This window comes from Candidatus Villigracilis vicinus (assembly GCF_016702885.1).
GTDB classification, from domain to species: Bacteria; Chloroflexota; Anaerolineae; order Anaerolineales; family Villigracilaceae; genus Villigracilis; species Villigracilis vicinus.
In genome coordinates this window covers 1-24,903 of record NZ_JADJDD010000003.1, presented here as the reverse complement: position 1 = coordinate 24,903, position 24,903 = coordinate 1, and the positions used below count along the sequence as shown (strand labels likewise).

Here is a 24,903-nt window from a genome sequence, read left to right as displayed (position 1 = left end):
GCGAGGAAACCTCGCCCCTACAAAGGGAACTACGTTATTCGGAAGCGCTCAAGCCTTCCATGCCTTCGAGCAGTTGCGGCAGGTACCAAACTTGCTGGTCAGAGGCAACTTCACCGTCGGCGAGGTAGGCGGTGCCATCCTGCAAGTTGATGGGACCAGACCAGAGGTTCAGCCCACCAGCGAGTTCGGTGATGAATTCATCCAACACGGCGGCGTCATCTTCAGCCAATGCGGGACCCTTCTCAAAGCCAACAATGGAAGTATCGGGGTTGTTGATATCAGCCCAATCAGGACTTGCCCAAAGGAACTGAGAAGACCATGAACCATCCTGAGCGGAGGTAATTGCCTTCACGTACTCCGGACCCCAATTGAAGTACGGAACACCGATACAAACTTCGGGAGCGGCTTCACAAGCAGCTACATAGTCATAGGCAACGCCAGAGACATTCTTGCCTTCAGCCTTGAGTTTCGCGGCTTCGCCAAGGTTGACGGGGTTATCAATACCGGAGATAACCACATCGTAATCGGTGGTGTAGAAGTCATTGGAAACCTGAACGGGGTCGAGGGTCACGCCAGGGATGTTGAACCAGAAGCCGATCCAGGTAACTTTGAATTCGAGGGAAGCGGGATCACCACCAGCCTTCTCATGGCAATACTTCGCGCCAAGGTAGGCAGAGGCTGCCAAGCGGCGGGTTTCATCGTTGATCAACGGTCCAAGATAACCGATCTTATGGGTCTCGGAAGCGAGAGCGGCGGCACAACCAGCCATCATCTTGCCGTATTCCATGCGTCCCATGATATTGGTCAGGTTCGGCATGGCTTCAAACGCCTTGCCATCGGACCAGACCTGATCGCCGGAAGCCATGATGACATAAACATCAGGGTGAGCTTTGGCAAAAGTGGTGGAAGCATCTTTCATATCATCCGAGTTGAAGATGACGAGCTTCGCGCCCTGGGCAACCAGTTCTTCAGCGAGCTGGTCGGGGGTGGTGCCGGGGCGGTCGGCGGGGTTGACCTTGTCCAGATAAAGCATGGTCGCGCCGAGGTTTTCTTCCACATACTTGCCGGCTTCGTAGTGAGCCTGACTCCAGCCGTTGTCGTTGTACGGACCAACGAGCAGCATACCGAAAACGAAAGGTTCGGCAGCAGCAGCTTCAGTGGCGGCAGGTGCCTCAGTGGCAGCAGCGGGGCTTCAGTGGCGGCAGGCGCCTCTTCAGTCGCAGGCAGGCTGACCACCACAGGCGGAAAGAACGAGCATCAGTGCCAACGCCAAAACGGCGAGGCGGGCAAAAAATTACGCATATTTCTTCTCCTTTTGAAATATATTTGTCTTGACAAGCCAAGGGAGGTGAAATTCTACGAAACCTTCCTCTAAGTTGTCTAAACAATTTTACCAAACTAATTCATTCGTGAAGAAAGTAACAACGCATTTTTAAGGTAAGCATCCAAATTCGTTTTGAACATCACTTATCACAGAAATTTGCTCTTGCGTACCTTCGGTTTCACGCTCGATACGCGCCCATAAATTGCACAATAACGGACCAACATAATTCTTTGAGATCTTGTACGATGCTTCGACAATTCTACCGCTTTTTCCAATCACCTTTATGAGCGTACCCTTCGATGAAAACGAACCATTCCAGCGGGTCGTTAGGGTGATCGTTCAGGGCGAACGCCACATCGCCCAAACGGGTAACAGTTTCCCAATCCCTTTTTTGACGTGCCAACTCGGCCTGCTCAAAATAACACCAATCCGGCTCCTGCGCGCCTCGATAAAACTGACGAGGTAACTGGTTCTGTTTCTCGAACAGGATCACACTCTGATCTGAAGCCCAGGCCGCATCGCGCACCGCAGGCGGCAAGTAGACGATTATCCACTTCCACTTCCGGGTCGATTACGCGGAAACAACCCGGCGGCTCAAAATTGACAACGAGAATATTATCAGTGTTGCCATGAAAGGTCGGACCAATGTAATACAACTGGTGCGGCTGTCCAGGGTCCAAGCTGGGGAGGGTTTTGCCAACACGAATGGATGCAAAATAAAGCATCACATTCATTTCACCGGGCGGGCTATATATCCAGTTTAATGGTCCCGTCAATGAATTATCAGAGTAATATGTCACTGGAATGTCATTGGAAAGCAAGATCGTGCCCTTCGCCAAGCCCGGAATGCGCTCACTCATTTGTGTGAAGAGTTCCTGCTGCGTTAGCCAGTCACTGCGATACACCTCTTCAAGTTGGAAATGACGACTGCCAGCAAAGCCGACCAACAGTGCAACCAGGATCATTTGTGCACGCGGGGTCCTGATCAGTGCGATCATGCTTGCCAGCAAAATGCTTGGAGCCAAGCATAAAGGGCAGCATAAAACGATCCAATGAGAAATTGAACTGCGGCACAACGCCGATCAACCAGACCGACCCGCCAGAGAGACCCCAGAAGACCAAGCCGATCCAACCGGCTTGTTTGGCGAAACCATTCCGCTGGCATCCTCTGCCTGGAACGCGAAGAGATAGGTTCCAGTGAAGAGAACGCTCAAGAATAACAGGACCAACATCAAAGACAGAGTGAGCGGTCCGAAATCAGTCATCCCAATGGTGAGAATGGGCAAGAGCCAGGCTTCGAACACAGTCCGCCAAAAGCTCAAGAGGATTTGGTTGAAGAAGAACAAGAGCCCGCGAAAAAGTCCGCTTTTAATTTATCGAGCAGGACATAGGGATAACTGGCATTTTGGAATTGAAAAAGAACATTCTCCAGAAAGTGACGCCCAGAAAAATGGTAAAGTACGGTAGGAAGTAAAGAATTGCCTTCTTTGTCCGTTCTTTAAAATGCCTGGCAGGAGTTGAAAAAGATGAACAGCCGCCCAAATTCCAGGAAGTAAAATACTCCATCGTCAACAAGTTGACAGCAGCAAGCAGGTATGAAGCTATGAAGTACAACCAACGCCGCTTCTCGTCTTTGACGGCAAGGATGGAAAAGTAAATGGAAAGCAAAAACGCCGAGAGCACAATGTAAAAATGGCTGTACATCAAGGCGATGAATTGCTGTCCCATGCCGGGGTGAACTAGAAAAAAGTAAACTTGCCCACAAGGCGGGTTTGGGATGTGCCGGGTAAAGCTCCCGCAGGATCTTCCATAACAAGACCGCTGTTACCCAACGCAGGAGGATGGCAAAAGTTGCCAGATCCACGGGTTGGGTCCGATGATCGGCAAGGTCAATTGATAGATCATCCCCAAAACGGACGGCTGGTGGTAAAGGTTTTTGTCAACATGGCTGGACCGAGCCGGTAATGGATCCACGCCCAGGGGAATTCATCCCAATAAAAACCACGTTGCCAAAAGAACAAGGCATAAGTAAAAACGGCAATAAACAGCAGGAACCAAACCGTACTACGCGGTGTAAAGGTGATGGAATTCAGACGGTTGGTAATTTTTTTCATGAAATCAATACAGACGTAGGTCACGCTGTCAGCGTGACCTATAGTTTACGGAACGATCTGAGTTCCTGTTTCGCCTTTCAATGCACGCCCAATGCTTTCGGGGTTGGTGATGAGGCTTCCTTGCCGCCATTTTCAAGGTACCAGATGGCTGCTTGAATTTTCGAGCCATTGAGCCCTTTGCGAAGTGCTTGCCTTCTTCAAGATAAGCCTTGGCTTCTGCCACGGTCATCTTTTCAAGCCATTTTTGTTCTGGTTTGCCAAAATTTATGGCTACACGCTCAACCGCTGTGGCGATCAGGAATAGATCAGCTTTTAGGGCTTGAGCAAGCAGAGAGGATGCAAAGTCTTTATCGATGACGGCTGCAGTACCAACAAGCTCGCCGTCGCCGCGGTCAATCACGGGGATTCCGCCGCCGCCAACCGTGATCACGATCTGTCCGGCGTCGATCAATGTTTTGACGGCATCAAGTTCAACGATCTCTTTGGGCAATGGAGAGGCCACCACCCGCCTCCAGCCACGTCCGGCATCTTCGACCACAGACCAACCCATTTCTTTTCACGGCGTTTGGCTTCGGCTTCATCCATGAAAGAGCCGATGGGCTTGGTAGGCTTGCTAAATGCCGTGTCGTTTTTGTCGACCAGCATTTGGGTGACGACCGTTGCAGCTTTTCGGTTGACCTTGCGTTTTAAAGAATTCATTTCGGAGTGCCTGCTGGAATTCGTACCCGATCGCGCCTTGCGAATCAGCACCGCAGACATCCAACGGGACTTCATGCATTCCTTCAGCTTTTGCTGCGATCTCTGAACGGCGAAGAATAAACCCCACCTGCGGTCCATTGCCGTGTCCGATGGCAAGATTCCAGCCTGCTTCGATCATATCGACGAGATGGATGGATGTCCCGCAGGGGCGGTTTCCTGATCTTCCCGTTATCGCTTTTTTTATCGCCTTGCCCCCTGCCCTCAGCCAGCGATTATGGCGAGCGGATTAACCGTGCTTAGTACGGCGCTGGTCCATCAGTACCAAATGATGATTACATTGATTAACAGCCGGTGCCTGGTCGTCAAAGAAGATGATAACCCCTTAATAACCGTTTTTTCGATGCGCAGCGTCGCCGCATTAACAGATTCGGAGGGATTGGCAACACTTTTTCACTTCCCGGCCTTCGATGCTCGTACGCCGTCACTCTGGCGTTGGTGCGCGTCGTGGAGGCTCCAAGAGCTGTCGTTTGTGGTTGCTGCTCCAAGTGCCCTGGCTGGTCAGAGCCTTTTCTTTAATGTACTTCAGACGATGAGCTGGCTGCCGGTGAGCCACAAGAGGAGTTACCAGCTCCCCAATTGGCCTCGTCCTCATGCTCCAACCCGTCCTGGGTGGCTCCAGTCCCCAACGCGGACAGCGCTGATACGCCTCGGAATCTGCCAGTCTGGAAACGTATCGTCAGGGTGAACAGCGTCCCCGTCTTGACCACGAAAACACGATTGTCCACTTCGGCCAAACAAATTTCCGCAATGAAGTGCTTGAAATTGGTATTAAGACCGACACCGCCGCCGCACGTCTACGTGATTGGTAGGACAGGTATGGGCAAGACGACCCTTTTGGAGAACATGCTTTTAGCGGATATTTACGCTGGTCATGGTTGCTGTTACGTGGATCCACCGGTGATACCGCTGAGAAGATTTTGGATTGCATTCCGGCGTGGCGTATTAATGGCGTCGTCCACTTTAATCCATCAGATGAGCACCGATTGCTTTCAATATTCTGAAGCAATTGGTCCGACCCAAGAAGAACTTGGTGGCTAGCCCTCTCATGTCGGTCTTTAAAGATCTGGGAGGAACGTGTGGAGTGCGCGTGTGGAGTACGATTTTGAACAACACTATTTTAGCGCTTTTGGATACTCCGGGAACCACCATGCCTGGTGTGAATCGCATGTTGTCGGACAAGATTACCGTTTAGAGATCGTTAAAAACATCAAAGATCCCATCGTTAAGCAGTTCTGGGTCCAGGGTTTGCCGCTTATTGCTAAGTTTGCTACGGAAGCCGTAGCGCGATTAAACAAGATCCGGTCAATTTATTTCGTCCGAGGTTATTCGCAAATCGTTGTTGCGCAGGCAAATTCTTCCATCAATCTTCGGGAGATCGTGGATGGGCAAGATCTTCAATTATCAACCTTTCAAGAGGTCGAGGGGTGGAGATGCTCGCCTCTTAAGGCGGCATGCTGCATCACTAAAATGCAGGTTGCGCCCAAGTGGAGCGCAGTCAGCATGCCAGAAAAAAGAGCGCCGCGATTTTTATCTCTACGTGGATGAATCCGAAAACCTTGCCGTCGATTCCTTTGCGAGCAATCTTTCCGGGGCTCGTAAGTATCGTTTAGGTTTAAACATGGCTCACCAATACATTAGCAGCTGTCGAACCAGTGCGTGATGCCGTTTTCGGTAACGTCTGGTACGATTATCTCGTTCCGCGTGGGTAGGATGAGTTTCCTAGAAACTGAGTTTGCGCCGCGCTTTACCGCCAACGATATTTCTAAACCTGCCAAACGCTATCCCCTCCAAGCTAATGATCGACATGTTGCTAGTCAACCATTTTCAGCGCTACTTTGCCGCCGATTGCCCAGCGTACTGGTTCCATGGAGAAGGTTGTCCAGCAGTCGCGCGAGCGTTACGGTGGTAATCGTCAACAGATTCAGGGATAAGGTCGCCGTTTGGAGCGGCTTCGGTCAGGAACGACGTTGATGAAAAAATGGCTGAGGTATCAAAAGGCCAGGAAAGAGGCCAAGAAAGAGCGCTACATGCATGAGTACACCTGCCCGCGCTGCGGGCACCGTCTTTAAGTTGCCAATTGAACTTGATCGTTCCCGGCCAATTTATTGGCGACCTGTAAGCCAATCATCAGATTCCGAACGTCAAAGGCGTGGCGGCAAGCCAAGTGGCGGAGGTAAGGGTGCACCACCTAGTGGTAGCGCTAAGCCAGGCGGGGGAGGCAGTGACCGTTCCGTGATCGTCAACCGCAGCCAGTGGTCACGCGTCCGCCATCCGTGCGTGATGGTGAGATTGTGGTTAAGCCAGCTCCTGTCGGCGAAAAAGTGCGTCGCTTGCTGATCTTGGTAGTAACAAAATGCCGGTCAAGAAGCGCCAAAGCCGCAGGCTCCTAAGATTGATCAGCCTGTTCAGCGAGCGGTCAAGCAGGTATCACCAGCACCAGCGCGACCACAGGCAGAACAACCAAAGGTTGAGGGCTCCACAGCCGCCAGCAGCTACCTCGAGCGCCAAGGTTGCCGTCTTGCCAAATGAACGTATTACCTTTTAGGTATGACAGTCCTGCAGGCAGTGGTTCTTGGCGTGGTACAGGGATTACCGAGTTTCTTCCTGTCTCAAGCTCGGGGCATTTGCTTATTGTGCCAGCGCTTTTAGGGCTGGCCAGAGCAGGCGCTAGCCTTTGATGTTGCTGTTCATGTTGCTACGCTTATTGCCGTCATCGTGGCGCTTAGAGAAGATATTTGGCACGTTAGTTCGCGAGCTGTTAAAAGTGCTGGGCCAGAGCGCAGCTTAATTATCAAGATCATCATCGCCACGATCCCAGCCGCCCTTGTCGCCTTCGCGCTTGGTGACCTTCTTGATCTGGCACGTACGCCACTTGTTGTTGGCGTAGCCTTGATCTTCTGGGGTGTTCTTCTTGGTGATGGATTACTTTGCCAAAGGCCGTAAGTCAACGCTCATTGCTCAGACTTCATGGCGAGATGCGATCCTCTTGGGCATTGCTCAAGCGCTCGCGCTGATCCCGGGGACGTCACGTTCCGGGGTTACGGTCACAACTGGTTTAGCGCTCGGATTATCTCGAGAAACTGCCGCGCGCTTTCGTTCCTACTAGCCATTCCCGCCATTGCTGGCGCTGGTCAGCTGACCACGATCGACTCCATACAAAACGGACTCGATGTTGAAATGCTACCTTTGATCGTGGGTTTCCTTAGTGCTATGTTCTCGGGACTGCTAGCGATTCGTCTGTTCTTGTATGTTGCCAAGCACGCCTCGCTCATGAGCTTTGCTGTGTATCGGGTGTTTGTTGGAATTCTTATCCTTTGGTGGTTCATGTAATTTGTATGTTGACTCGCGAAATAGCTCCCTGGGTAGATTACGCTCTGCTAGATTCTGGTAACGGCGAGAAGCTCGAGCGTTTTGGTGATGTCATTATGATTCGCCCTGATCCGCAGGCCATGTGGCCGCGTGAGGGTCGTAAAGAATGGGAGAGCGCGCATTTAACATACAAGCGCCAGGTTCGAGAAGGCGAGTGGCTTGTAAAGCATGAGGTACCACCTATGTGGACGATCGGTTGGGAGGATTTAGTGTTCCGCATTCGTCCAACGTCCTTTAAGCACACTGGCCTGTTTCCTGAGCAAGCAAGTAACTGGCAGTGGCTACGCAAGCACCTGAAGCCAGGCATGCGCGTTTTAAACCTGTTTGGATACACCGGCGGCGCCTCGGTAGCGGCAGCTAGCGTTGACTGTGATGTCACGCACGTTGATGCCAGTAAGCCAGTTGTCACATGGGGTCGAGAAAACCTTGAAACCTCAAACTTGCAAGAGAAGAAAGTCCGTTGGATTGTTGATGATGCGCAGAAGTTTGTGGCTCGTGAAATTCGTCGTGAAAGTAAATACGATGTTATTTTGATGGATCCACCAGCCTTTGGTCGTGGGCCAGAGGGTGAGGTGTGGCAATTTGAGGATCATCTTGCTGCGCTCCTTGCCGGCTGTCGTCAGCTTTTGAAGGAAGAGTCAGGAATGCTCCTCGTGAACGCCTACTCACTCGGTTTTCCAGCGCTCGCCGTTGAGAATATTGTTAAGACCACCGTGCCACAGCTACGATCGAAAGCGCTGAACTCACGCTTGAGGAGCAAACGCAACGTAGATTTCTGCTCCCAACCGGCGTCGTCGTGCGCGCCACTTGGTAAGCATGCGTATTCTCTTTGAAGACAATCACCTCATTGCCGTAAATAAGCCCCACGGCATGCCAACCCAAGGCGATTCATCTCAAGATCGTGATCTTTTGAATTGGGTAAAGGATGACATCAAGGTGCGTCACAATAAACCAGGCAATGTTTTCGTCGGTCTTCTTCATCGTTTGGATCGTCCGGTTGGGGGAGTGGTGCTATTGCTAAAACAAGTAAGGCCGCTAGTCGGCTATCCGATCAAATTCGTCGCCACACCGTTGAGAAGGTGTATTGGGCAGTGGTTGAGGGTGTGCCAAAGCAGCCAAAGGGAAGTGTGGTGCAGTGGCTTGTGAAGGATGAGGGCAAAGAATATCGTTACTGCTTTTGATGATGAGGTACCAGGGTCGCTCAAGGCAGAGTTGACCTACACAGTTTTACAAACAAAAGATCAGCTATCAATTGTTGAAGTGTATCCAAAAACTGGCCGACCACATCAGATTCGGGTGGCTATGAAGTCTCTCGGTACGCCGATTGCAGGAGATGCTAAATACGGTGCCTCACTCAAGCTACTTGCTGATGATGGTGGCCCAGCGATTGCGCTTTTTGCTCGTTCATTTGGTTTTGAACACCCCATAACAAAAACTCGGCAGACCGTGGTTGCCGAGCCTTCGCTTGCCATCTATCGTGATTTTGAACGAGGTTGAACTTTGCGTTGCGTGGTCCATTGGTCAACAACGCTTTTGACGTCATCAATAGTGACCGTGTCTTCAGCGGTTGAAGCCGCGGCGTGTATCACGCCTAAGGCTTTGCCATGTTGATGGTCAGGACATTCAATCGCAACTTTGGCAGAGGCTTCGTCGATAACGTCAATCGCCTTATCAGGCAGAAATCGGCCAGTGATCTTTTCTGATAACGTGATCGCAGCTTCCAGTGTCTTGTCAGGAATTTTAACGCCATGAAAAGCCTCATACGCTGGTCAAAGAGATTGCAGCATGTGTAGAGCTTGTTTTGCTGTTGGTTCGTCCACGAGCACCGGCTGCAGTCGACGATCAAGTGCTGCATCTGGGTGTATGTACTCTTCGTACTCATCCCAGGTAGTTGCGCCAATGATCTGTAAATCACCTCGGCTAAGCGCTGGCTTTAAAATATCACTAATATTCACTGCACCCTCCGTGCCCTTGGCTTGTTCCAGGATGTGGATCTCATCGATAAACAGAATCGTCGTGCGTGGCGCCTCCTCTAGAGTTTTAAGGATCTCACGCAAACGCTGTTCAAGTTCGCCACGGTATTTGGTGTCACTCATGACAGCGGGCTAGATCAAGAGATAATACACGTTTTCCGACTAGTCCTTTTGGGACATCTTCATCAATAATACGTTTTGCTAATCCGTGCACAATAGCGGTTTTGCCAACACCTGGGGCTCAAGTAGCAGCGGTTGTTCTTTGTTCGTCTCATGAGAACATGAATAACCCTGTCAATTTCTTTCTCACGACCATTAAAGGGATCAAGTAATCCTTGAGCCGCCTGGGCCGTAAGATCTGTGCCATAGGCGTTACTAATAACGCCCTTGCGCTTAATGGACTGGAGGAAAATCAAAACAACAAAAACCAAAGCCGCGATCCCAATAACTGAAATGACGGCTTCCTCCATAGTAAGAAATTATCGACCGTAGCCCGGCACGTTGTATCCAGGTGTTGGTGTGTTGTATCCAGGCGTTGTTGGCGTATAACACGGTACTTTGATGTAGCCAGAAGGGGCGTTATAGCCGGGAACAAGACAGGTATTGTTACAAGGAACTTTAATATAGCCAGAGGTGCTATATCCCGGAACCCGACAAATATCACCAGAATATGGCTTAAAACGAATGTTGAGTAAGTTCGGACGGATCGTAAGAGCCGCCGCCGCCGCTGCCAGCATCATGGCACCTCCGACAGCTACAACCGTACTTGTCTTAATTATCGCTTTCGTTTTGGTTACCTTCCGCATAGCGTACAAACTCAAATAAATGAATGTCACGTTGAATAAGCTGATACTGTTCACATTCTACCTTAAGTTGATCGATAAAATCAGTTGACCATGGCCAGTAGGTGTGAATAACGACATAGATACGATCGATATCAGTTTTTTCAAACAGCGCCTCGATCGGGTCTGTTGAGCCGCTATAAATAAGATCGGTATAGTACGGATATAATTTTCCTCCGGTTGGAATGGCGTACCACAGTACAGATTCGCCTTCAAAATTGTGATAGGCCGCAAAGCCAAACTCCTGTAGCGCCGCTGCGCTGGTCATCTGATTTGATAAGACAAGATAGTCATCGCCCCGCTCATAGCTTCAATAGTGTGAACTGCCGCTATATCAGCAGCGCTCACGCTCGGCGAGTAGGAGGCGGCCTTGGCGTTGTATTGCGGATAGCTAAAGTACCAAGACAGCGTGATGGTCGCCGCTAGTAGCGAATAGCTAGCGCGTATCGCCCTGAGAAGTGGTGATATTAGTAGCGCAAGAATCGGAGCAGCACCTAGGTAGAGCGACTGCAGTAGACGCAGCGCAAACTCATGTTGTTCATGGGCGATGATGTCTTTGTAAACAAAGAGCGTTGACGTGAGATAGATAGTCGCAAGCGTGCTGAGAATGAAGATGAGCCACGGGATGGTTGATGGATAGCGTTTAGCAAGAAATAATGAAGCAATAGCGGCAACGACGATACCAAAGACCGGTTGCCAGTAGCGGTGCCAATAGATGAGATGATATGAAAATTTAATCAGCGGACTGTAGCCAGGAAAGGGGTTAGCAAATAGAATTTTAAAGCCATGAACATTTGCAATCAGTGCCCCGAGGTCAATGCGAACACCATTACTGTGTTGATAGATCGCAAGTAGGAGTGGTAGCGCGATGGCATTAGCAATGAAGAAAAGAATCAAGACAAGAATTTTACGAGAAACTGTTATCTGTCTTAGATATAGGTAGCTAGCGGCCAGTAGAATAAGGGTCGCGCACCTAAAAGGGGGTGAAATAAGCATGAGACGCTAGCAAGCAGCAGCATGACTAGACCAGCACTTCTCGTGTGTGTAAGTGGCGCAAGAAACAGCGCTCCAGCATAGATGACATAGGTAAAGGTAAATGGAACGGTGAAGGTGAAGAGCATGAACGGAATAAAAAGTGCTAACGCCCACCCAAAACGTGCCGCAGGCTCTGGTAACTTCCAGCCGTCACGCAGACCAAGATAGGCGGACCAAGGCAGGAAAATCGAGGCCAGTAGCGGGAGGATCCAGATGTCGATCAGGTTAATCGGCAGTCTGGCAAGAAAGTGTAGGCTACCAATGAGCGCATACTGACCGCTATACAAAAAACGTTGCGGATAGATGAAACCATCATTAATAAGGGCTGTCTCAGCGGCCCGGTGAATGAAGGGATCAAAGCCAAAGCCTACTCCGTACACAAAGCATGAGAGCGCAACCGCGAGAAATGTCTGCGAGCACGCTGGCCAGATCCAAGCGGTGTTTGTCTGACGTTGTAGGGCAAGTACGCCCGCGGTACCAATAAAGAAGAAAGCAAAGTTCGTAGGTGGAAAGATCATCCACGGCGTAATCAGCGCTCCATCATATCGGCTAAGAATAAGAAGCAGGAGGACGGTTGCTTGGCTAAAGATAGTTCCTGCTAGCACCAGGCGTTCATTGCCGCTTAGCGCTAAGAGGTTATGAAAGGATAGCGTGGGCACTGAGAAGGGTTTAGTATTTTTTCCAAGTAACACCAAAGCCATTGTCATAACTAATAGCAGCAGTAGGGTGCTATGGGTGGTGACACCAATTGTGAAATAAGTGCTAAGCGTTGCGAATGTTAGGCTAGAGAAGATAGTGATTCCGGCCAGAAAGATTCGCAGATCACGCTGCGGCACACGCTTAAAGATCGAACGGCAAAGAATGACAAGAAACCCAAAGAGCCAAGTCGTAAAACCTAACGTCGCAAGTGGGGGGAGATGAAAGAGCGAACCGCTGCTCGTAGCGACAAAACCGAGGGCAACGATGACGGCGGGAGACAGGAATTCGAAAAACGCATAGCTTCTCAAGGGTTGGCAGGAAGATATTTTTTGCGTATACTAGCACGTTATGAGCAACACTCGCGTTCTTCTCAGGCTAAGTGGCGGCGTCGACAGCAGCGTGTCGGCGATTTTGTTGTTGCAGGCAGGGTATGAGGTGATTGGTGGCTTCATGAAAAATTGGAGCGATGGTAGCGATGGGCCGGAGTGTTCCTGGCGCACCGAGCGACGTGATGCGATGCGTGTTGCTGATCAACTCGGTATCCCATTCCACACTTTTGATTTTGAAGCTGAGTATCGACAGCGTGTCTACGAATACATGATCGCTGAGTACAAAGCTGGTCGTACGCCAAACCCTGACGTACTGTGCAATAAGTACATGAAGTTTGATCTCTTCATGAAAGAGGCAGATAAGCTTGGTTGTGATTTTGTGGCCACCGGTCACTACGCTCGCAAAGTCGTTGATGAACAGGGAGTAGCGCATCTTTTAGCTGGCCTCGATCAAAACAAGGATCAAACCTACTTTTTGTGTCAGTTGAATCAGGATCAGATCCGTCGTTCACTTTTTCCGATCGGTGATTTAGAGAAAACCAAGGTTCGCGAAATCGCGCATGAGGCAAAGCTCGTCGTCGCGGATAAGAAAGATAGTCAGGGTATTTGTTTCGTTGGCAAAGTCGAGATGCAAGATTTTCTTGAGGCACGCATTGCGCCACACGACGGCAATATCGTGACAACGGATGGTAAAGTGCTCGGTCAGCATCGTGGTTTTGAGTTTTATACGATCGGCCAGCGTGAAGGTTTAGGCATTGGTGGCGGAACCCGCTGTACGTTGTTGATCGCAAGCCAGAGACAAACGAGGTAGTTGTGGCGCTTGGCGATGAAGATCCAGCTCTCTACAAGTCAGAACTCACCGCTACTCCCGCCAGCACGCCGCCCCGCCGACTGTTCTTCACTCTTCCCACCCCCCAACGCCGCCCCGACCGCCGGCCCCCCCCCCCCCCCCCCTCAGCGCGCCGTCGCCCCTGGCAATCTCATGCTTTTACGTGGGGAAGAGCCATTGGATCAGGATTGCTGGTCGAGGTGTTCCCGGGAAAAATTTTGCCACCGTCGACTATAACGTTCCGTCCCGAACCTCAACAAAGCATCACGGCCCGCGGCCGCTACCGCCAAAACACTCGCCCTCCATGATCGACATGGAAAGATTCTTTGAAGAAATCCTACGGACTCCCAGCTAGCTGTAAAATTTTTCGATAGACGGTAGCGAAGGTGATTACCAGCCAGTGACAGTGGCCAGATCTCGTCGCGTATTAGACAACCTCGACGATCATTGGCGGGCGGATTTTACCACCCCCCATCAAGCCGCAATTTTATTACGGCATGAGTAAGGCGCCCGCTTTTCGCCGGCAATAAGCGCATTGCCGTTGTAACGCTTTGACATTCTCGCCGTCAAACAACAATTCCGTTGCCCAGAGTGCTCGAGCTAGTCGGAGGTTGGTTCAAAGAGTAATAAGGATGAGATGTCATCCAGGATAGATTTCTCGAAAAAATTGCGCACAGTTTTCAGAAGCCGAACTAGAGTAGACGTCACTGAAAAATATAATATTGGGCCCTGGTCCCCAAGAGCGCATTCGCAACTTCTGCATTATTGCTCACATTGATCACGGAAAATCCACACTTTCCGATCGTCTTTTGGAGTTAACAAAAACCGTGGAAAGCCGCCAGATGAAGGATCAACTCCTTGATTCCATGGATATTGAGCGGGAGCGCGGTATCACGATCAAGCTCGCCCCGGCGCTCATGAAATGGACCAAAGATGGCACGGAGTACACGCTGAACCTGATCGATACTCCAGGGCATTGACTTCAACTACGAAGTATCGCGTTCGCTCGCCGCTGTTGATGGCGCTGTTTTACTTGTCGACTCAACCCAGGGCGTTCAGGCACAAACCGTCGCTAACCTCTATTTAGCAATGGAGGAGAATTTGGAGATCATCCCGGTTTTAAACAAGATCGATCTGCCAGCGGCTGATGTGCCGCGCCGTAAGGCTGAGCTCATGAAACTTATTGGCTGCGGAAGAAGACATCTTAGCGGTCTCCGGAAAAACTGGCGAGGGCGTGCCAGCGCTACTTGATCGTGTAATCGAACGCGTGCCACCACCGGTTGGTGAAGCTACTGGTGCTCCGCGTGCTGTCATTTTTGATTCCGCCTACGATGATTACAAAGGCGTTGTTGCCTACGTGCGCGTTATCGACGGTAAGTTCAACAAGCGCGACAAGATTCGCATGGTCGCAACGGACGCTGAGGGCGAAATCTTAGAGCTCGGCGCTTTGAAGCCAAAGTTTTCTCCGCTTGAATATTTAGAAACCGGTCAGATCGGTTACATTGTTACTGGCTTGAAAGACATTCGTGCCTGTCGCGTGGGCGACACCATTACGGTGGACGGCAATGTTGTGCAGCCGCTTGAGGGTTACCGTGAAGTTCGCCCGATGGTCTTTGCTGGCGTCTTCCAGCCTCCGGCGACGAATATCCAGAGCTTCGTGAAGCGATGGATCGTTTAAAGTTGAACGATGCTGCGCTTGTCTATGAGCCTGAGCATTCACCAGCGCTTGGTTACGGTTTCCGTTGTGGATTCTTGGGCATGCTGCACCTGGAAATTCTCAAGGAGCGCTTGAGTCGTGAATACAATCTTGATCTTGTTGTTACTCTCCATCCGTTGCTTACCGTGTCTTCATGAACAACAAGCCCGGAGAATATCATGTTATTAAAGGCGCACTTGATCTCCCGGATCCCGGCTTAACTGAGCACGTTGAAGAGCCATGGGCAAAAGTGGATATTATTACACCAGCTGACTACATCGGTAACGTCATGTCACTTTGTCAGGAGCGCCGTGGCGTGTATCTGAATACCGAGTACCTATCAGAAGGTCGGGCCATGTTGCACTACGAGATTCCACTCTCAAGCCATCATTGTGGACTTTAACGATCGTCTAAAGGTTGCCACTGCCGGTTACGCGTCACTCACTTAGGAGTATTCACCCGTGAAGCTGATATTGTGAAGCTTGATATCGCCGTTGCCGACGATCGCGTAGATGCCTTTGCAAGTTTGGTCTACCGAGAAGATGCGGAGCGCATTGGGCGACGTGTACTCGAGATTTTGCAAGAGAGCATTCCGCGTACGCAATTCGTTATCAAACTTCAGGCTACGGTTGGTGGTAAAGTAGTGGCCGGTGAACGGATCAGTGCACTACGTAAAGATGTGACCGCAGGTTTATACGGCGGTGACGCTACCCGTAAACTGAAACTTCTTGAAAAGCAGAAGAAAGGTAAGAAGAAGATGATGAGCATGGGTGTTGGCAAGGTTGATATTCCAGGTGAGGCTTATCTAAAAGTATTAAAGAGATAGTATGAACGTGCACGAAAAACGTCGTAAGCGGCTGATGGCGGTTCTGGCCGGGCTTATCTTGTTCTCCATGATTATCTCCATGGTTGCCTACTCATCTTTCTAAAAGCGATCATAATCACTTGTGTTTGAAACACTCAGGGCTAAAACTTGGTCCTGAGTGTTTTATTTCTACAGTAAAGTCATCCCCAGTGACTCCTAACAAAATACCACCCACTTTTAGTATGCTTCTCTTTGTGAGGATTGGGGTCTTGAATTTGTGGCGTATTTCTAGGAAAATCATAGCAATACGTTAAATACTAAGGCGATTTCTGTGTCCAAAGTCTGGTCAATCGCGCCCCGAGTCTCACAAGACATCGTGGCGCATCTTTTGCAAAGTCGCGGCGTTCAAGAAGCCGAGGTGTTTTTACACCCGGATTGGGAGCGCGATACCTATGCGCCAGCAGTTTTTTCGGCCATGGAGCAGGCGGTTGATCGCGTCCTTTTTGCGTTAAAAAATGGGGAAGCGATCGTGATTCACGGGGACTATGACGCTGACGGCGTTTCCGGTTCAACGCTTCTCTACACCGCACTTCGTGATATTGCTGAGCGTTTACATTACCCTTTTGCGGTGAACGTCTTCTTGCCAGACCGCGAACAGGATGGTTACGGCGTAGCCATGCATACGGTCGACCGCTTAGGCGCTGAAGGCGTGAAGGTACTCATCACCGTTGACTGTGGTATTGCCAACGGCCTCGAGCTTTGTCGTGCTAAAGAGCTTGGCATGGATACCGTAGTTTGCGATCACCATCAGATGGGCGAACATTATCCAAGTGACGCGATCGTGTTACACCCGCTCGCCCCTGGCGAGTCGTATCCAAACAAGGTGCTGTGCGGAACTGGCGTCGCGTTTAAGTTTGCGAGCGCCTTATTTATGAAGGCGCGCACACTTGGCGCTAACTTTCCTGAAGGCGTTGAAAAGTGGTCACTTGATCTTGTCGCGGTCGCAACCGTGACCGACGTCATGCCGCTACTGGGCGAGAATCGCGCCCTCGAATATTTTGGTTTAAAGGTACTGGCCAAAACCCGCCGTCGGGTTTGCGGGCGATCATGGATATCTCTGGCACCGATCCTGCGACCGTTGATACGCAAGGCATCGGCTTTCGCATTGGTCCACGTTTAAATGCCGCGGGTCGTTTAGCCTCAGCAACGCTCGCCTTTAATGTGCTTGCGGCTACAGATGATACGTCGGCTCGCCTTGCTGCGCTCAAGTTAGAGAAGCTAAATCGTAACGCCAGGCGGTTTTCCAGACGTCCTACGCTGTAGCAAAAATCCAAGCCGCTGAACTCGCTAAAACGTCGCAAGTACTCGTAGTTTACGATAAAGATTGGCTGCCGGGCATTGTCGGCCTTATCGCAGGTCGGCTTGTTAACGATTTCAGCTTGCCGGCCTTTGCTTTTACAAGTGTTTGGCGATCATGTGGTCGGTTCTGGTCGTAGTGTTGGCGGTTTGCATTTAGTGCAAGCTATGGATGCCTGTGATCATAATTTGTACGTGAAGCGCGGTGGTCACCCCCAAGCCTGCGGCTTAACCCTTAAGGGTGAAGAAGAGGTGGGGAAGTTTCGCCATGAAATCAATACCTATGCCGCTGACTTCTTTGGCACTGCCGGCGTCGTTGATAAGCTCAACATTGATGGCGAACTCGCGCTTGCCGAGGCTACTCTCGGACTCGCTAAAGAAGTACAAGCGTGCGCACCGTTTGGTGAAGGCAACCGTCAGCCAGTCTTTGCCACCCTCAGCGCTAAAGTGATCGACGCTGTCCCGATGGGGGCGAGTGGTTCACATCTGCGTTTACAGGTTCGCGATAAATCCGGCTCGCAAGCTAAACTGATCGGTTTTGGCTTTGGTGACCTTGGTTCATCACTCAAAATTGGTGAGGAGCTCGATGTTGCTTATGAGCTTGGTGAGAATATCTGGAATGGCCGCACTGAAGTACAATTGCGTCTTGTTGATGTTCGACGCGGATAAAATAATCGTCTTATGCAAATAGAAATTCGTCGTTTACGTGATGATGTTCCAATGCCTGAGTATAAAACTACCGGCGCTGTCGCTTTTGATCTAACAGTCATTGAGGGGGCTACCCTGGCTCCGGGGGAACGTACACTTTTACCAACCGGACTTGTCATGCGGGTTCCGGAAGGCCACGCCTTAATTCTCGCCTCGCGTTCAAGTAATGCCAAGAAAGGTATTCGTTTAGCAAACAGTGTCGGCATTATCGATCAAGACTATTGTGGTCGAGAGGATGAGTTGCGCATTGCAGTGCATAATTCAGAGCGAACAATACACGATTGAGAAATATGATCGTATCGCGCAAGGGCTCATCGTTCCAATTGCGCGCTACGTTTATGGAGCCAAAAGACTGGGACGGATCAAATCGGGGAGGCTTTGGAACAACTGGTTAATCTATGAAAAAGAGGTCTTCATGTTTTCCAGATGGGGGAGCACGCGGTAATCCAGGCAAAGCCGCTGGCGCCGCTGTTTTATATGAGAAAGATGCTAAGGGTGCACTAACTCTTGTGGGGAGGCATCGCAGTATTTTGATCACGCCACCAATAACGTTGCCGAATATACTGGCATTGTCGTTGGTTTAGAAAAAGCGCATGAACTTGGTTACACGGATGTGGTTGCCAAGATGGATTCAGAACTGGCGGTAAAACAGTTGAATGGGGAGTATCGTGTGAAAAATCCAGAGCTCGCTAAACTCTTCCTCAAAATCCATAATCTTAAAACGCATTTCCGCTCTGTTTCCTTTACCCACATTCGCCGGGCAGAGAACGCGGCCGCTGATGCGCTCGTGAACAGGGTAATTGATGCGCACGTGCTATAATTAAGCCATCTATGGGTCTCTTTGGTGGTAACAAAAACGCAGAGGAGCAGTTTGTTGGCGTGGTTGGCGTTGATATCGGCACTTCCGGTATCAAAATGGTCGAATTAACCCCAGAAAAGGGTCGGCCAAGGCTTTCAACCTACGGTTATTCGGATGAAAAGACGCCGTCACCGATTGCGCCGCAATATATTGAAAACCCGGAGGCGGCCGTCGAGGTTCTACGTTCTGTTTATAAAGACGGACGTTTTCGGGCTACTAAAGCCGTTGCCGCCTTGCCAGGCTCAGAGGTGTCGCACGCTATTATCACACTCCCAGTCCTCGCTCGGCTAAGGAGGATTTGAAGCCGCTCATTGAGGCGCAGGCTCGTAGTTCTTACCACTTCCACTGGAGGATGATTTTAGATTCTCAGATTTTGGATAAAAATCTTTTACCAAAAGATGAAAAGTCCGTAGCTGCTCAGGCTGATCTTGAAATGGCTTCCGGTAATCGTAAGTTTATCCGGGTGCTTGTGACCGGTGCGCCTAAAACCCTCGTCACTAAGTACGTCGCGGCTTTTAAAGCAGCTAAGCTGGAGCTTACCTCTTTAGAAACTGAAGTTTTTGCGGTCACACGTTCGCTTGTTGGTAAAGATAAGTCGCGCATCATGATTGTTGATATTGGCGCCCATCGTACAAATATCACCATCGTTGACCAAGGCGTGCCGTACTTGTCACGCGGCATCCGCTCTGGTGGCGCTGCCATTACTCAGGCGCTTGCGAGCGGCATGAATACCGCCTTTGATGAAGCTGAGAGCATGAAGCGTGATCTAGGCTTTCGCCAAGATGCCGGCTTACCAAAACCGCTCGAGGAAGCCTTAAAGCCGATCGTTCATGAAATGAAGTACGCTATTCAGCTTTATGCCGATCAAGAGTTCCATGAGAATAAAACGGTTGAAAAGGTAATTCTCACTGGTGGTTCGGCGCTACTGCCAGGTCTTGTTGACCACTTCGTGCGTGAGCTGGGCTTGAATGTGTACATTGGTGATCCTTGGGCACGTATCGCTTCACCGGTTGAAGCGCGTGGTGTTCTTGACGAGGTCGGAACACGTATGGCAGTGGCGGCTGGCTTAGCCTTGAGAGCCTTTGATACGGACAAAACGTAACTATGCCTCCGGGAAAACCGGGAATATTTTTAGCGATGTGACCGTCGGTTACGCGATATTCTTGCGGAACGTTTTTCGCTTGAGGTTGGCGTAGTCAGGGTGGCGATAGTTTTCTTGATATCGAACGCAAGGCTGCCCGCTTTCGCCCTACCGTGATTGTCGTCGATTCACAATGCGTTTCTAGTGTTACCGATACCATTAAGCGTGCACGTTCGCTGCCAACGCTTTTGAAAACTCACATCTGGTTTACGCACCAGTGATGTCGCGGGAACAGATCGATGCCGCCCTAAAGGCTGGAGCTCAAAGCGTTTTGCTGGCTGCTCACATCACTGCTAAGGATGTAATTAACGCTGCCAAAGACCTGTTAAAGCCAGGTCGGGTATAATAGCCGCATATGCAAAGGATGGAAGTATTGATCGTCGGGTTACTCATCGGCACGATCGGGCTAGTCTCAGGGCTCTCGGTTATGGGAGCTCGAGCTCGTTTGCAGACGTTACGCGCTTAGCACACGTGCGTGAACTCCAGATGGGGCTTGAATTCTCATTTGCTAACCGCGGCACCTATCCAGTGGTTACTACGCCGATCGCTCTTGGTGAGGCACGTACCATCTGTTTGAACGCGAGCGGTTTCAATCCACCCTGCGGTGAGAATGAAGTGCCATACATTGAGTTCGTGCCAGCGCCACCAAGTTCCGGCCTGTCTGGCAAAGCTTCATGTGACGGCGTGCGCAACGGTTATTGTTACACCTCTGATGGGGAATCATTCCGCATCACTTTTGAACTTGAAAAAGCCAACCGTCAGCTTGGTCTGCCAAAGGGCGTCAACTGCGCTACGGAAAATGGCATAACCCCTGGCGTTTGTCAGGCCTTTACACAGTAGTATGTTGCCAGGCATCGCCATTCCACTAGCAGCAGTTCTCGGTCTTTTTGCTGGCGGTTTTGCGAACTCCCGGCATCATGCGCACCAAAGAGACGCTGTCGTTCACCGCCAATCGTAAGTGTTCAGTATGCGCTCATCCTATGCATGGGCACGATACTTTACCAATCGTGGGCTACCTCGGTTTACGGGGTCGCTGCCGTAATTGTAGGCCGTTATTCCATGGCAGTACCTCCTGACGGAAGTCGCCATGGCTGGTTTATTGCGCTCTTTGCCTGGCGAGCTTTTACGCTCTTTGGCGCTCCGGTTGAGGTTGAAGCCTCGGAGGCCGTACTGTTGTTTGCTCGTGACGCAAGCGTGAGCTTCTTTCTCGTTCTGATTTTCATGTTTGATTGGCGAGCAAGCGTTATTCCTGATCGCTTGAGTATTCCCGCCATGTTTGTGGCACTTCTAGCCAACATCTTGCTCGGCATTCCGGCCGCTGAGGTGCTGCTTGGTGGTTTACTCATCGGTTCCTTCTTTGCCATGCAGTTCTTCCTGACACGCGGCCAATGGGTTGGCGGGGGAGATATTCGCATGGGGCTCCTAATGGGTTTCTTGCTTGGTCCGTGGGTTGGCATTGCTGCCTTACTTTTGTCTTACATTTTCGGAGCGTTGGTCGGTATCTTCCTGATTGCTACTGGTCGCCGTCAACTCTCAAGTCATGTACCGTTTGGCACCTTCATGGCGATCGCTATCCTTATCTGTATGCTGGCGGGCGCGCCAATTGTTAACCTCTACATTGACGCCTTAACGTAGTATGGAGAAAACGCTCGACAATGAGCGAGGGGCACCTCTTGTTGAAGATCAAGAGGTGCTTTTAGAAATGCCAGAAGCTCCAGAAGAACTCGTAGCTCGCGTTGATGTCATGAATGAGTCAGAGGCTAACGAATTTCATGGTGCCTTCGTTGAAGAGTTACCCGCAGCAAGTGATGACGGCATTGAAGAATATGATGGTGATTTTGAAGAGATTGATAGTGAAGTCGCTGAGCGTTTTGGGCTGAGGGCGAGCGCATGACCAAAGAGCAGCTCATGCGGCGCATGTCGTTAGCCGAGCGAGCCGCAGAGTCGTCGCACAAGGTGCTAGCCACGCTTGATCTTGATTCCAGGGAAAAGGCGGTTGAAGCGGCGCTTGGTCTTGTGCCAATGTTGAATTTCCTGCAGGGCGTTACCGGTCAGCGTATCAAGGTCGATGGTGGCGTACGCCTTGAGCCAATGAAAGCCGGTGAGCGCGTGGTGGCGATGGTTTCAGACCTGATGCCAGTACCAGGTACCGGATTCGTACTGGAGCGCGCGTACCAGCAGGCAGTTAAGCGTGGCCTTGATGACCGTCTGCAGCAGGCAGCTAATGAAGTGAGTATGAGGGTGGCTTTACAGCCAACCGTACAATCCCTGCTGCGTTCTTTTACCTAATATGACAAGTCCTAAAGAATTAGCTCACCTCTTAGCGCACAGTAAAATGGCAACTGCTGAAAAAGAGTATTGGGCTGAACTTGTACCACTCTTGCCAAAAGAGATGCGCGAGGAATTTGCCGGCCTCTTAACGGCAGAAGAGGCGGAGCGCAGGCGTTTCGCCGCCCGCCTCAAATCAGAAGTCGCCAAAAGTCGTGATCAGAAAAAGATCGAGGAATTGCGTCAAAAACTCCGGGAGGAAGTAGCTTTAATAGCCAATAAAACAGCCTTTTCCGTTGACAAAAGGCTGTTTTGTGTTATAATATTTGGTTAGGATGTAAGCGTTTGTCGTTCTTTTTACCGCTTGGAGGTACCCGTGAAGAAGTTCATCTCCGCCCTCGTCGCCTTCACCTTTGTCATATCCGCCGCTATCTTCTTCGTGAAGATGAACGTAGACGAGCGTATCGAGGTCATCATCGAGAAGGACGCGAGCTGGTGCGACGGCAAGGAGTGGCAGGTGTGGCTCGCGCACAACGACTACTACGAGGACGAGGAGGTTTTCGACCTCGAGGTGAGCGATCCGGACGACGCCGACAAGCTCGAGGGCAAGATCAAGCTTGTGGATGGCGAGTACTGCCTCCAGGGCTGGTGTGATAGCGACTCGGACGGTAATGTCTGGGACGCCAACACCTGGCTCATGGAGTCAACGGTGGAGGGTGTGCGCATGAGCTTCCGAGAGCATGTGCGCAGCCTCGAGATCGGCGGCCGTGCGTACTCCATCTCGACCGCAATCAACGCAACCCCGGACGCTGGTGCCTGCACGCGCCCGAGCTCGAGTGATTTTAACCTCATCTGCAATATCGACCTGTAGGTCGGTTGCTCAGGTGACGTGAGCGCTTTGTTTCACCTTCGGGTAGAAACAAGGCGCTCTTTTGCTTTTTAATACTCCCTCGGCCGTAGCCCGGCCACGGGCGAGGCCTACTTCCTACTCACCACTCCCTTTGCTACAATCGCCCTATATGATCCGCGCCGAGGCAAAAGAACGTATCTCAAAACTAAGGGAGTTGATTGACCACTATCGCTATGAGTATCACGTCAACGATACCCTTGAAGTGTCTGAAAGCGTCAGTGATTCGCTGAAGCACGAGCTCTACACCCTTGAACAGCAATTCCCAGATCTCATCACCCCAGATTCGCCAACTCAGCGTGTTGGCGGTAAGCCGCTCGAGAGTTTGCCAAAATCCCACGAAAGCCTCATGCTCTCTATGGAGGAGGTTTTTTGTCAGCAGAGATTGAGGCCTGGGAAACGCCTTCGTAAACTTAATGACGACCGTGCTCCGAAGTATTACGCCATGTACAAGATCGATGGCTTAGCGGTCTCGCTTGTGTACGTTGATGGCGTTTTGCAAAGCGCTGCTACCCGTGGCGACGGGCAAGTGGGGGAGGATGTCACCTTGAACGTCAAAACGATCGAATCGGTGCCGCTATCATTGCGTACACCATCCGCTGATGATTTGAAAAAGATCGCTGAGGACTTCGGCCTATCGTCAGAGGTGCTTAAGGCCGCTACTGATCGCCGGGGTCGGCTTGAGATTCGAGGCGAGGTCTACATGCCAAAGAAAGCCTTCACCAAGATGAATGCTGAGCGTCGAAAGCGCTGTGAAGAAGAGTTTGCTAATCACGCAATGTTTCGGCCGGCAGTATTCGTCAGCTTGATCCAGCGATTGCCGCTAGTCGCCCACTCGCATTCTTTGGTTGGCGTTTAGAGTCTGATCTTGGTCAAAAAACACAAACCGCCGGTACCCAAATCCTGAATGCCTGGGGCTTTAAGCTAAGCCCGGGTCAACACTGTTCATCGCTACAAGAAGTGCAAGAGTTTTTTGATGCCACCCAGAAAAAGCGCGACAAGTTAGATTTTTGGATTGATGGCATTGTGGTTCGCGTTGACGACAACCGAGCCTTTGAAGACTTTGGTGTTGTCGGAAAAACACCACGCGGCCTCGTTGCCTATAAGTTCCCACCAGAAGAGGTGATAACGCGTGTAGAATCAGTTGATTGGTTCGTTGGCCGTACGGGTGCGCTCACGCCGGTCGCGAACGTTACAGCGGTCTTCGTCGCTGGCACCACGGTCACGCACGCTACCTTTCACAACGCCGACGGATCGAGCGCCTCCCGGCTCCAGGGTCGGCGATACCGTCGTGCTCACCAAAGCCGGCGACATTATTCCTAAGATCATGTCGGTCGTAACTAAATTGCGTACCGGCAAGGAGCAGGCACAGTAGCGCTACCAAAAAAGTCTCCCCAGTTTGCGGCTCACCGGTTGAGCGCGTCGAAGGTGAAGTTGCGCTTGTTTGTACCAACACCGATTGTTACGCTAAAGAACGCGAGCGCGTGCTCTACGCTGCGCGCGCCTTTGCTATCGACGGCTTGGGCGACAAAATTGTCGAGAAACTTCTCGAGTCTGGTTTAGTTAAAACCGCCCCAGATATTTTTAGACTTACCAAAGATGACCTGTTGACCGTTGAAGGCTTTGCTGATCTCTCGGCCGCCAAGCTTATTGAAGAGATTGCGCGCCGTACGCAGATTAATCTTGATGATTTTATTGTCGCCCTCGGTATTCGTCATGCTAGGAGCGCAAACCGCCTTCACTCTTGCTTCAACTTTTGGCACGATCGAGGCACTTGCCTCCGCCTCACTTACCGAGCTGCAAAATTCCCCAGACGTCGGTGCCGTTGTCGCTCGGTCGCTACACGATTTCTTTACGAGTAAAAACGGCCAGCAGATGCTTGTTGATTTT

32 protein-coding genes and 2 pseudogenes are annotated in these 24,903 nt (G+C 50.9%); 19 read left to right on the top strand and 15 right to left on the bottom strand.

What is annotated here, in order from left to right; all coding sequences use genetic code 11:
- Positions 1-34: 34 nt before the first annotated feature.
- The 8 genes from IPG80_RS03540 to IPG80_RS03505 all read right to left on the bottom strand — a co-directional run bounded on the left by IPG80_RS03540 (position 35) and on the right by IPG80_RS03505 (position 4,315).
- A complete protein-coding gene (locus IPG80_RS03540; RefSeq protein WP_345102791.1) occupies positions 35-1,123 on the bottom strand; it encodes a BMP family ABC transporter substrate-binding protein in 1,089 nt (362 codons plus the stop codon).
- A gap of 460 nt (positions 1,124-1,583) precedes the next feature.
- A complete protein-coding gene (locus tag IPG80_RS03535) occupies positions 1,584-1,727 on the bottom strand; it encodes a hypothetical protein (RefSeq protein WP_345102789.1) in 144 nt (47 codons plus the stop codon).
- A 10-nt stretch (positions 1,728-1,737) separates the two neighbouring features.
- The gene (locus tag IPG80_RS03530; RefSeq protein ID WP_345102787.1) at positions 1,738-2,349 is read right to left on the bottom strand and encodes a hypothetical protein; all 612 of its coding nucleotides are present in this window, start codon (positions 2,347-2,349) and stop codon (positions 1,738-1,740) included.
- Positions 2,350-2,406: 57 nt separating this feature from the next.
- Positions 2,407-2,628 (bottom strand): hypothetical protein, encoded by a 222-nt coding sequence (locus IPG80_RS03525; protein WP_345102786.1) that lies wholly within the window; start codon positions 2,626-2,628, stop codon positions 2,407-2,409.
- A 64-nt stretch (positions 2,629-2,692) separates the two neighbouring features.
- Positions 2,693-3,052: a hypothetical protein gene (locus IPG80_RS03520; RefSeq protein ID WP_345102784.1), complete on the bottom strand. Its 360-nt coding sequence runs from the start codon at positions 3,050-3,052 to the stop codon at positions 2,693-2,695.
- Between the two features lie 173 nt (positions 3,053-3,225).
- A complete protein-coding gene (locus tag IPG80_RS03515) occupies positions 3,226-3,438 on the bottom strand; it encodes a hypothetical protein (protein ID WP_345102782.1) in 213 nt (70 codons plus the stop codon).
- Positions 3,439-3,466: 28 nt separating this feature from the next.
- On the bottom strand, positions 3,467-3,988 hold the full coding sequence (locus IPG80_RS03510; protein ID WP_345102780.1) for a hypothetical protein: 522 nt from the start codon (positions 3,986-3,988) through the stop codon (positions 3,467-3,469).
- A 63-nt stretch (positions 3,989-4,051) separates the two neighbouring features.
- Complete coding sequence (locus tag IPG80_RS03505) at positions 4,052-4,315, bottom strand: hypothetical protein (RefSeq protein WP_345102778.1); 264 nt, start codon at positions 4,313-4,315, stop codon at positions 4,052-4,054.
- A 971-nt stretch (positions 4,316-5,286) separates the two neighbouring features.
- Between IPG80_RS03505 and IPG80_RS03500 the strand changes: the two genes are divergently transcribed.
- The 3 genes from IPG80_RS03500 to IPG80_RS03490 all read left to right on the top strand — a co-directional run bounded on the left by IPG80_RS03500 (position 5,287) and on the right by IPG80_RS03490 (position 9,063).
- Positions 5,287-5,742, top strand: coding sequence for a hypothetical protein (locus IPG80_RS03500; RefSeq protein ID WP_345102776.1), 456 nt, complete (start codon positions 5,287-5,289; stop codon positions 5,740-5,742).
- A 1,790-nt stretch (positions 5,743-7,532) separates the two neighbouring features.
- Complete coding sequence (locus tag IPG80_RS03495; RefSeq protein ID WP_345102774.1) at positions 7,533-8,399, top strand: class I SAM-dependent methyltransferase; 867 nt, start codon at positions 7,533-7,535, stop codon at positions 8,397-8,399.
- Positions 8,400-8,715: 316 nt separating this feature from the next.
- On the top strand, positions 8,716-9,063 hold the full coding sequence (locus IPG80_RS03490; protein ID WP_345102772.1) for a hypothetical protein: 348 nt from the start codon (positions 8,716-8,718) through the stop codon (positions 9,061-9,063).
- Between the two features lie 272 nt (positions 9,064-9,335).
- Here IPG80_RS03490 and IPG80_RS03485 read toward each other — a convergent pair whose 3' ends face one another.
- From IPG80_RS03485 to IPG80_RS03460, 6 genes are all read right to left on the bottom strand, one after another.
- Entirely contained in the window at positions 9,336-9,662 is a 327-nt protein-coding gene (locus IPG80_RS03485; protein WP_345102770.1) for an AAA family ATPase, read from the bottom strand.
- Between the two features lie 62 nt (positions 9,663-9,724).
- Complete coding sequence (locus IPG80_RS03480; RefSeq protein WP_345102768.1) at positions 9,725-10,009, bottom strand: hypothetical protein; 285 nt, start codon at positions 10,007-10,009, stop codon at positions 9,725-9,727.
- Positions 10,010-10,018: 9 nt separating this feature from the next.
- Positions 10,019-10,279 (bottom strand): hypothetical protein, encoded by a 261-nt coding sequence (locus IPG80_RS03475; RefSeq protein ID WP_345102766.1) that lies wholly within the window; start codon positions 10,277-10,279, stop codon positions 10,019-10,021.
- A 31-nt stretch (positions 10,280-10,310) separates the two neighbouring features.
- Positions 10,311-10,649, bottom strand: coding sequence for a hypothetical protein (locus IPG80_RS03470; protein WP_345102764.1), 339 nt, complete (start codon positions 10,647-10,649; stop codon positions 10,311-10,313).
- Positions 10,646-11,278, bottom strand: a complete 633-nt coding sequence (locus IPG80_RS03465; protein ID WP_345102762.1) for a hypothetical protein — start codon at positions 11,276-11,278, stop codon at positions 10,646-10,648. Before IPG80_RS03465 ends, IPG80_RS03470 begins: the two co-directional genes overlap by 4 nt.
- 32 nt (positions 11,279-11,310) lie before the next feature.
- Positions 11,311-12,423, bottom strand: coding sequence for a hypothetical protein (locus IPG80_RS03460; protein ID WP_345102760.1), 1,113 nt, complete (start codon positions 12,421-12,423; stop codon positions 11,311-11,313).
- Positions 12,424-12,463: 40 nt separating this feature from the next.
- Between IPG80_RS03460 and mnmA the strand changes: the two genes are divergently transcribed.
- The 16 genes and pseudogenes from mnmA (at position 12,464) to IPG80_RS03380 (ending at position 24,336) form a co-directional block, all read left to right on the top strand.
- Complete coding sequence (mnmA, locus tag IPG80_RS03455; protein WP_345102758.1) at positions 12,464-13,255, top strand: tRNA 2-thiouridine(34) synthase MnmA; 792 nt, start codon at positions 12,464-12,466, stop codon at positions 13,253-13,255.
- Positions 13,256-13,995: 740 nt separating this feature from the next.
- A pseudogene (gene lepA / locus IPG80_RS03450) lies at positions 13,996-15,795 on the top strand (translation elongation factor 4).
- A 310-nt stretch (positions 15,796-16,105) separates the two neighbouring features.
- Positions 16,106-16,954, top strand: coding sequence for a DHH family phosphoesterase (locus tag IPG80_RS03445; protein ID WP_345102756.1), 849 nt, complete (start codon positions 16,106-16,108; stop codon positions 16,952-16,954).
- A gap of 242 nt (positions 16,955-17,196) precedes the next feature.
- Positions 17,197-17,799: a hypothetical protein gene (locus IPG80_RS03440; protein WP_345102754.1), complete on the top strand. Its 603-nt coding sequence runs from the start codon at positions 17,197-17,199 to the stop codon at positions 17,797-17,799.
- 12 nt (positions 17,800-17,811) lie between these two features.
- Entirely contained in the window at positions 17,812-18,123 is a 312-nt protein-coding gene (locus tag IPG80_RS03435; protein WP_345102752.1) for a hypothetical protein, read from the top strand.
- Between the two features lie 244 nt (positions 18,124-18,367).
- A pseudogene (locus IPG80_RS03430) lies at positions 18,368-18,658 on the top strand (ribonuclease HI family protein); the annotation flags it as partial.
- A gap of 11 nt (positions 18,659-18,669) precedes the next feature.
- The gene (gene pilM, locus IPG80_RS03425; RefSeq protein WP_345102750.1) at positions 18,670-18,999 is read left to right on the top strand and encodes a pilus assembly protein PilM; all 330 of its coding nucleotides are present in this window, start codon (positions 18,670-18,672) and stop codon (positions 18,997-18,999) included.
- A complete protein-coding gene (pilM, locus tag IPG80_RS03420; protein ID WP_345102748.1) occupies positions 18,996-19,799 on the top strand; it encodes a pilus assembly protein PilM in 804 nt (267 codons plus the stop codon). The genes pilM (IPG80_RS03425) and pilM (IPG80_RS03420) overlap by 4 nt, the downstream gene beginning before the upstream one ends.
- A 612-nt stretch (positions 19,800-20,411) precedes the next feature.
- A complete protein-coding gene (locus tag IPG80_RS03415; protein WP_345102746.1) occupies positions 20,412-20,678 on the top strand; it encodes a hypothetical protein in 267 nt (88 codons plus the stop codon).
- Between the two features lie 219 nt (positions 20,679-20,897).
- A complete protein-coding gene (locus tag IPG80_RS03410) occupies positions 20,898-21,473 on the top strand; it encodes a prepilin peptidase (protein ID WP_345102744.1) in 576 nt (191 codons plus the stop codon).
- Between the two features lies 1 nt (position 21,474).
- Positions 21,475-21,732, top strand: coding sequence for a hypothetical protein (locus tag IPG80_RS03405; protein ID WP_345102742.1), 258 nt, complete (start codon positions 21,475-21,477; stop codon positions 21,730-21,732).
- Positions 21,729-22,127, top strand: coding sequence for a hypothetical protein (locus IPG80_RS03400; protein ID WP_345102740.1), 399 nt, complete (start codon positions 21,729-21,731; stop codon positions 22,125-22,127). Before IPG80_RS03405 ends, IPG80_RS03400 begins: the two co-directional genes overlap by 4 nt.
- 46 nt (positions 22,128-22,173) lie before the next feature.
- A complete protein-coding gene (locus IPG80_RS03395; protein WP_345102738.1) occupies positions 22,174-22,440 on the top strand; it encodes a hypothetical protein in 267 nt (88 codons plus the stop codon).
- A gap of 42 nt (positions 22,441-22,482) precedes the next feature.
- Positions 22,483-22,977, top strand: a complete 495-nt coding sequence (locus IPG80_RS03390; protein WP_345102736.1) for a hypothetical protein — start codon at positions 22,483-22,485, stop codon at positions 22,975-22,977.
- A 148-nt stretch (positions 22,978-23,125) separates the two neighbouring features.
- The gene (locus IPG80_RS03385; protein ID WP_345102734.1) at positions 23,126-23,872 is read left to right on the top strand and encodes a hypothetical protein; all 747 of its coding nucleotides are present in this window, start codon (positions 23,126-23,128) and stop codon (positions 23,870-23,872) included.
- A complete protein-coding gene (locus IPG80_RS03380; protein ID WP_345103250.1) occupies positions 23,809-24,336 on the top strand; it encodes a hypothetical protein in 528 nt (175 codons plus the stop codon). The genes IPG80_RS03385 and IPG80_RS03380 overlap by 64 nt, the downstream gene beginning before the upstream one ends.
- A 236-nt stretch (positions 24,337-24,572) precedes the next feature.
- Here IPG80_RS03380 and IPG80_RS03375 read toward each other — a convergent pair.
- Positions 24,573-24,903 (bottom strand): hypothetical protein (locus tag IPG80_RS03375; protein ID WP_345102732.1); only part of this gene is annotated, 331 nt, incomplete at its 5' end.

What these genes read in the sequence shown, in the direction of transcription:
- IPG80_RS03490 (WP_345102772.1), top strand. Translation starts at nt 8,716, where the DNA reads ATGAGGGCAAAGAATATCGTTACTGCTTTTGATGATGAGGTACCAGGG.
- IPG80_RS03480 (WP_345102768.1), bottom strand. Translation starts at nt 10,009, where the DNA reads ATGGAGGAAGCCGTCATTTCAGTTATTGGGATCGCGGCTTTGGTTTTT.
- mnmA (WP_345102758.1), top strand. Translation starts at nt 12,464, where the DNA reads ATGAGCAACACTCGCGTTCTTCTCAGGCTAAGTGGCGGCGTCGACAGC.
- IPG80_RS03515 (WP_345102782.1), bottom strand. Translation starts at nt 3,438, where the DNA reads ATGAAAAAAATTACCAACCGTCTGAATTCCATCACCTTTACACCGCGT.
- IPG80_RS03505 (WP_345102778.1), bottom strand. Translation starts at nt 4,315, where the DNA reads ATGATCGAAGCAGGCTGGAATCTTGCCATCGGACACGGCAATGGACCG.
- IPG80_RS03475 (WP_345102766.1), bottom strand. Translation starts at nt 10,279, where the DNA reads ATGATGCTGGCAGCGGCGGCGGCGGCTCTTACGATCCGTCCGAACTTA.
- IPG80_RS03470 (WP_345102764.1), bottom strand. Translation starts at nt 10,649, where the DNA reads ATGACCAGCGCAGCGGCGCTACAGGAGTTTGGCTTTGCGGCCTATCAC.
- IPG80_RS03400 (WP_345102740.1), top strand. Translation starts at nt 21,729, where the DNA reads ATGACCAAAGAGCAGCTCATGCGGCGCATGTCGTTAGCCGAGCGAGCC.
- IPG80_RS03435 (WP_345102752.1), top strand. Translation starts at nt 17,812, where the DNA reads ATGCAAATAGAAATTCGTCGTTTACGTGATGATGTTCCAATGCCTGAG.
- IPG80_RS03395 (WP_345102738.1), top strand. Translation starts at nt 22,174, where the DNA reads ATGGCAACTGCTGAAAAAGAGTATTGGGCTGAACTTGTACCACTCTTG.
- IPG80_RS03405 (WP_345102742.1), top strand. Translation starts at nt 21,475, where the DNA reads ATGGAGAAAACGCTCGACAATGAGCGAGGGGCACCTCTTGTTGAAGAT.
- IPG80_RS03485 (WP_345102770.1), bottom strand. Translation starts at nt 9,662, where the DNA reads ATGAGTGACACCAAATACCGTGGCGAACTTGAACAGCGTTTGCGTGAG.
- IPG80_RS03385 (WP_345102734.1), top strand. Translation starts at nt 23,126, where the DNA reads ATGATCCGCGCCGAGGCAAAAGAACGTATCTCAAAACTAAGGGAGTTG.
- IPG80_RS03540 (WP_345102791.1), bottom strand. Translation starts at nt 1,123, where the DNA reads ATGCTGCTCGTTGGTCCGTACAACGACAACGGCTGGAGTCAGGCTCAC.
- IPG80_RS03410 (WP_345102744.1), top strand. Translation starts at nt 20,898, where the DNA reads ATGGCAGTACCTCCTGACGGAAGTCGCCATGGCTGGTTTATTGCGCTC.
- IPG80_RS03520 (WP_345102784.1), bottom strand. Translation starts at nt 3,052, where the DNA reads ATGGGACAGCAATTCATCGCCTTGATGTACAGCCATTTTTACATTGTG.
- IPG80_RS03510 (WP_345102780.1), bottom strand. Translation starts at nt 3,988, where the DNA reads ATGGGTTGGTCTGTGGTCGAAGATGCCGGACGTGGCTGGAGGCGGGTG.
- IPG80_RS03495 (WP_345102774.1), top strand. Translation starts at nt 7,533, where the DNA reads ATGTTGACTCGCGAAATAGCTCCCTGGGTAGATTACGCTCTGCTAGAT.
- pilM (WP_345102750.1), top strand. Translation starts at nt 18,670, where the DNA reads ATGGGTCTCTTTGGTGGTAACAAAAACGCAGAGGAGCAGTTTGTTGGC.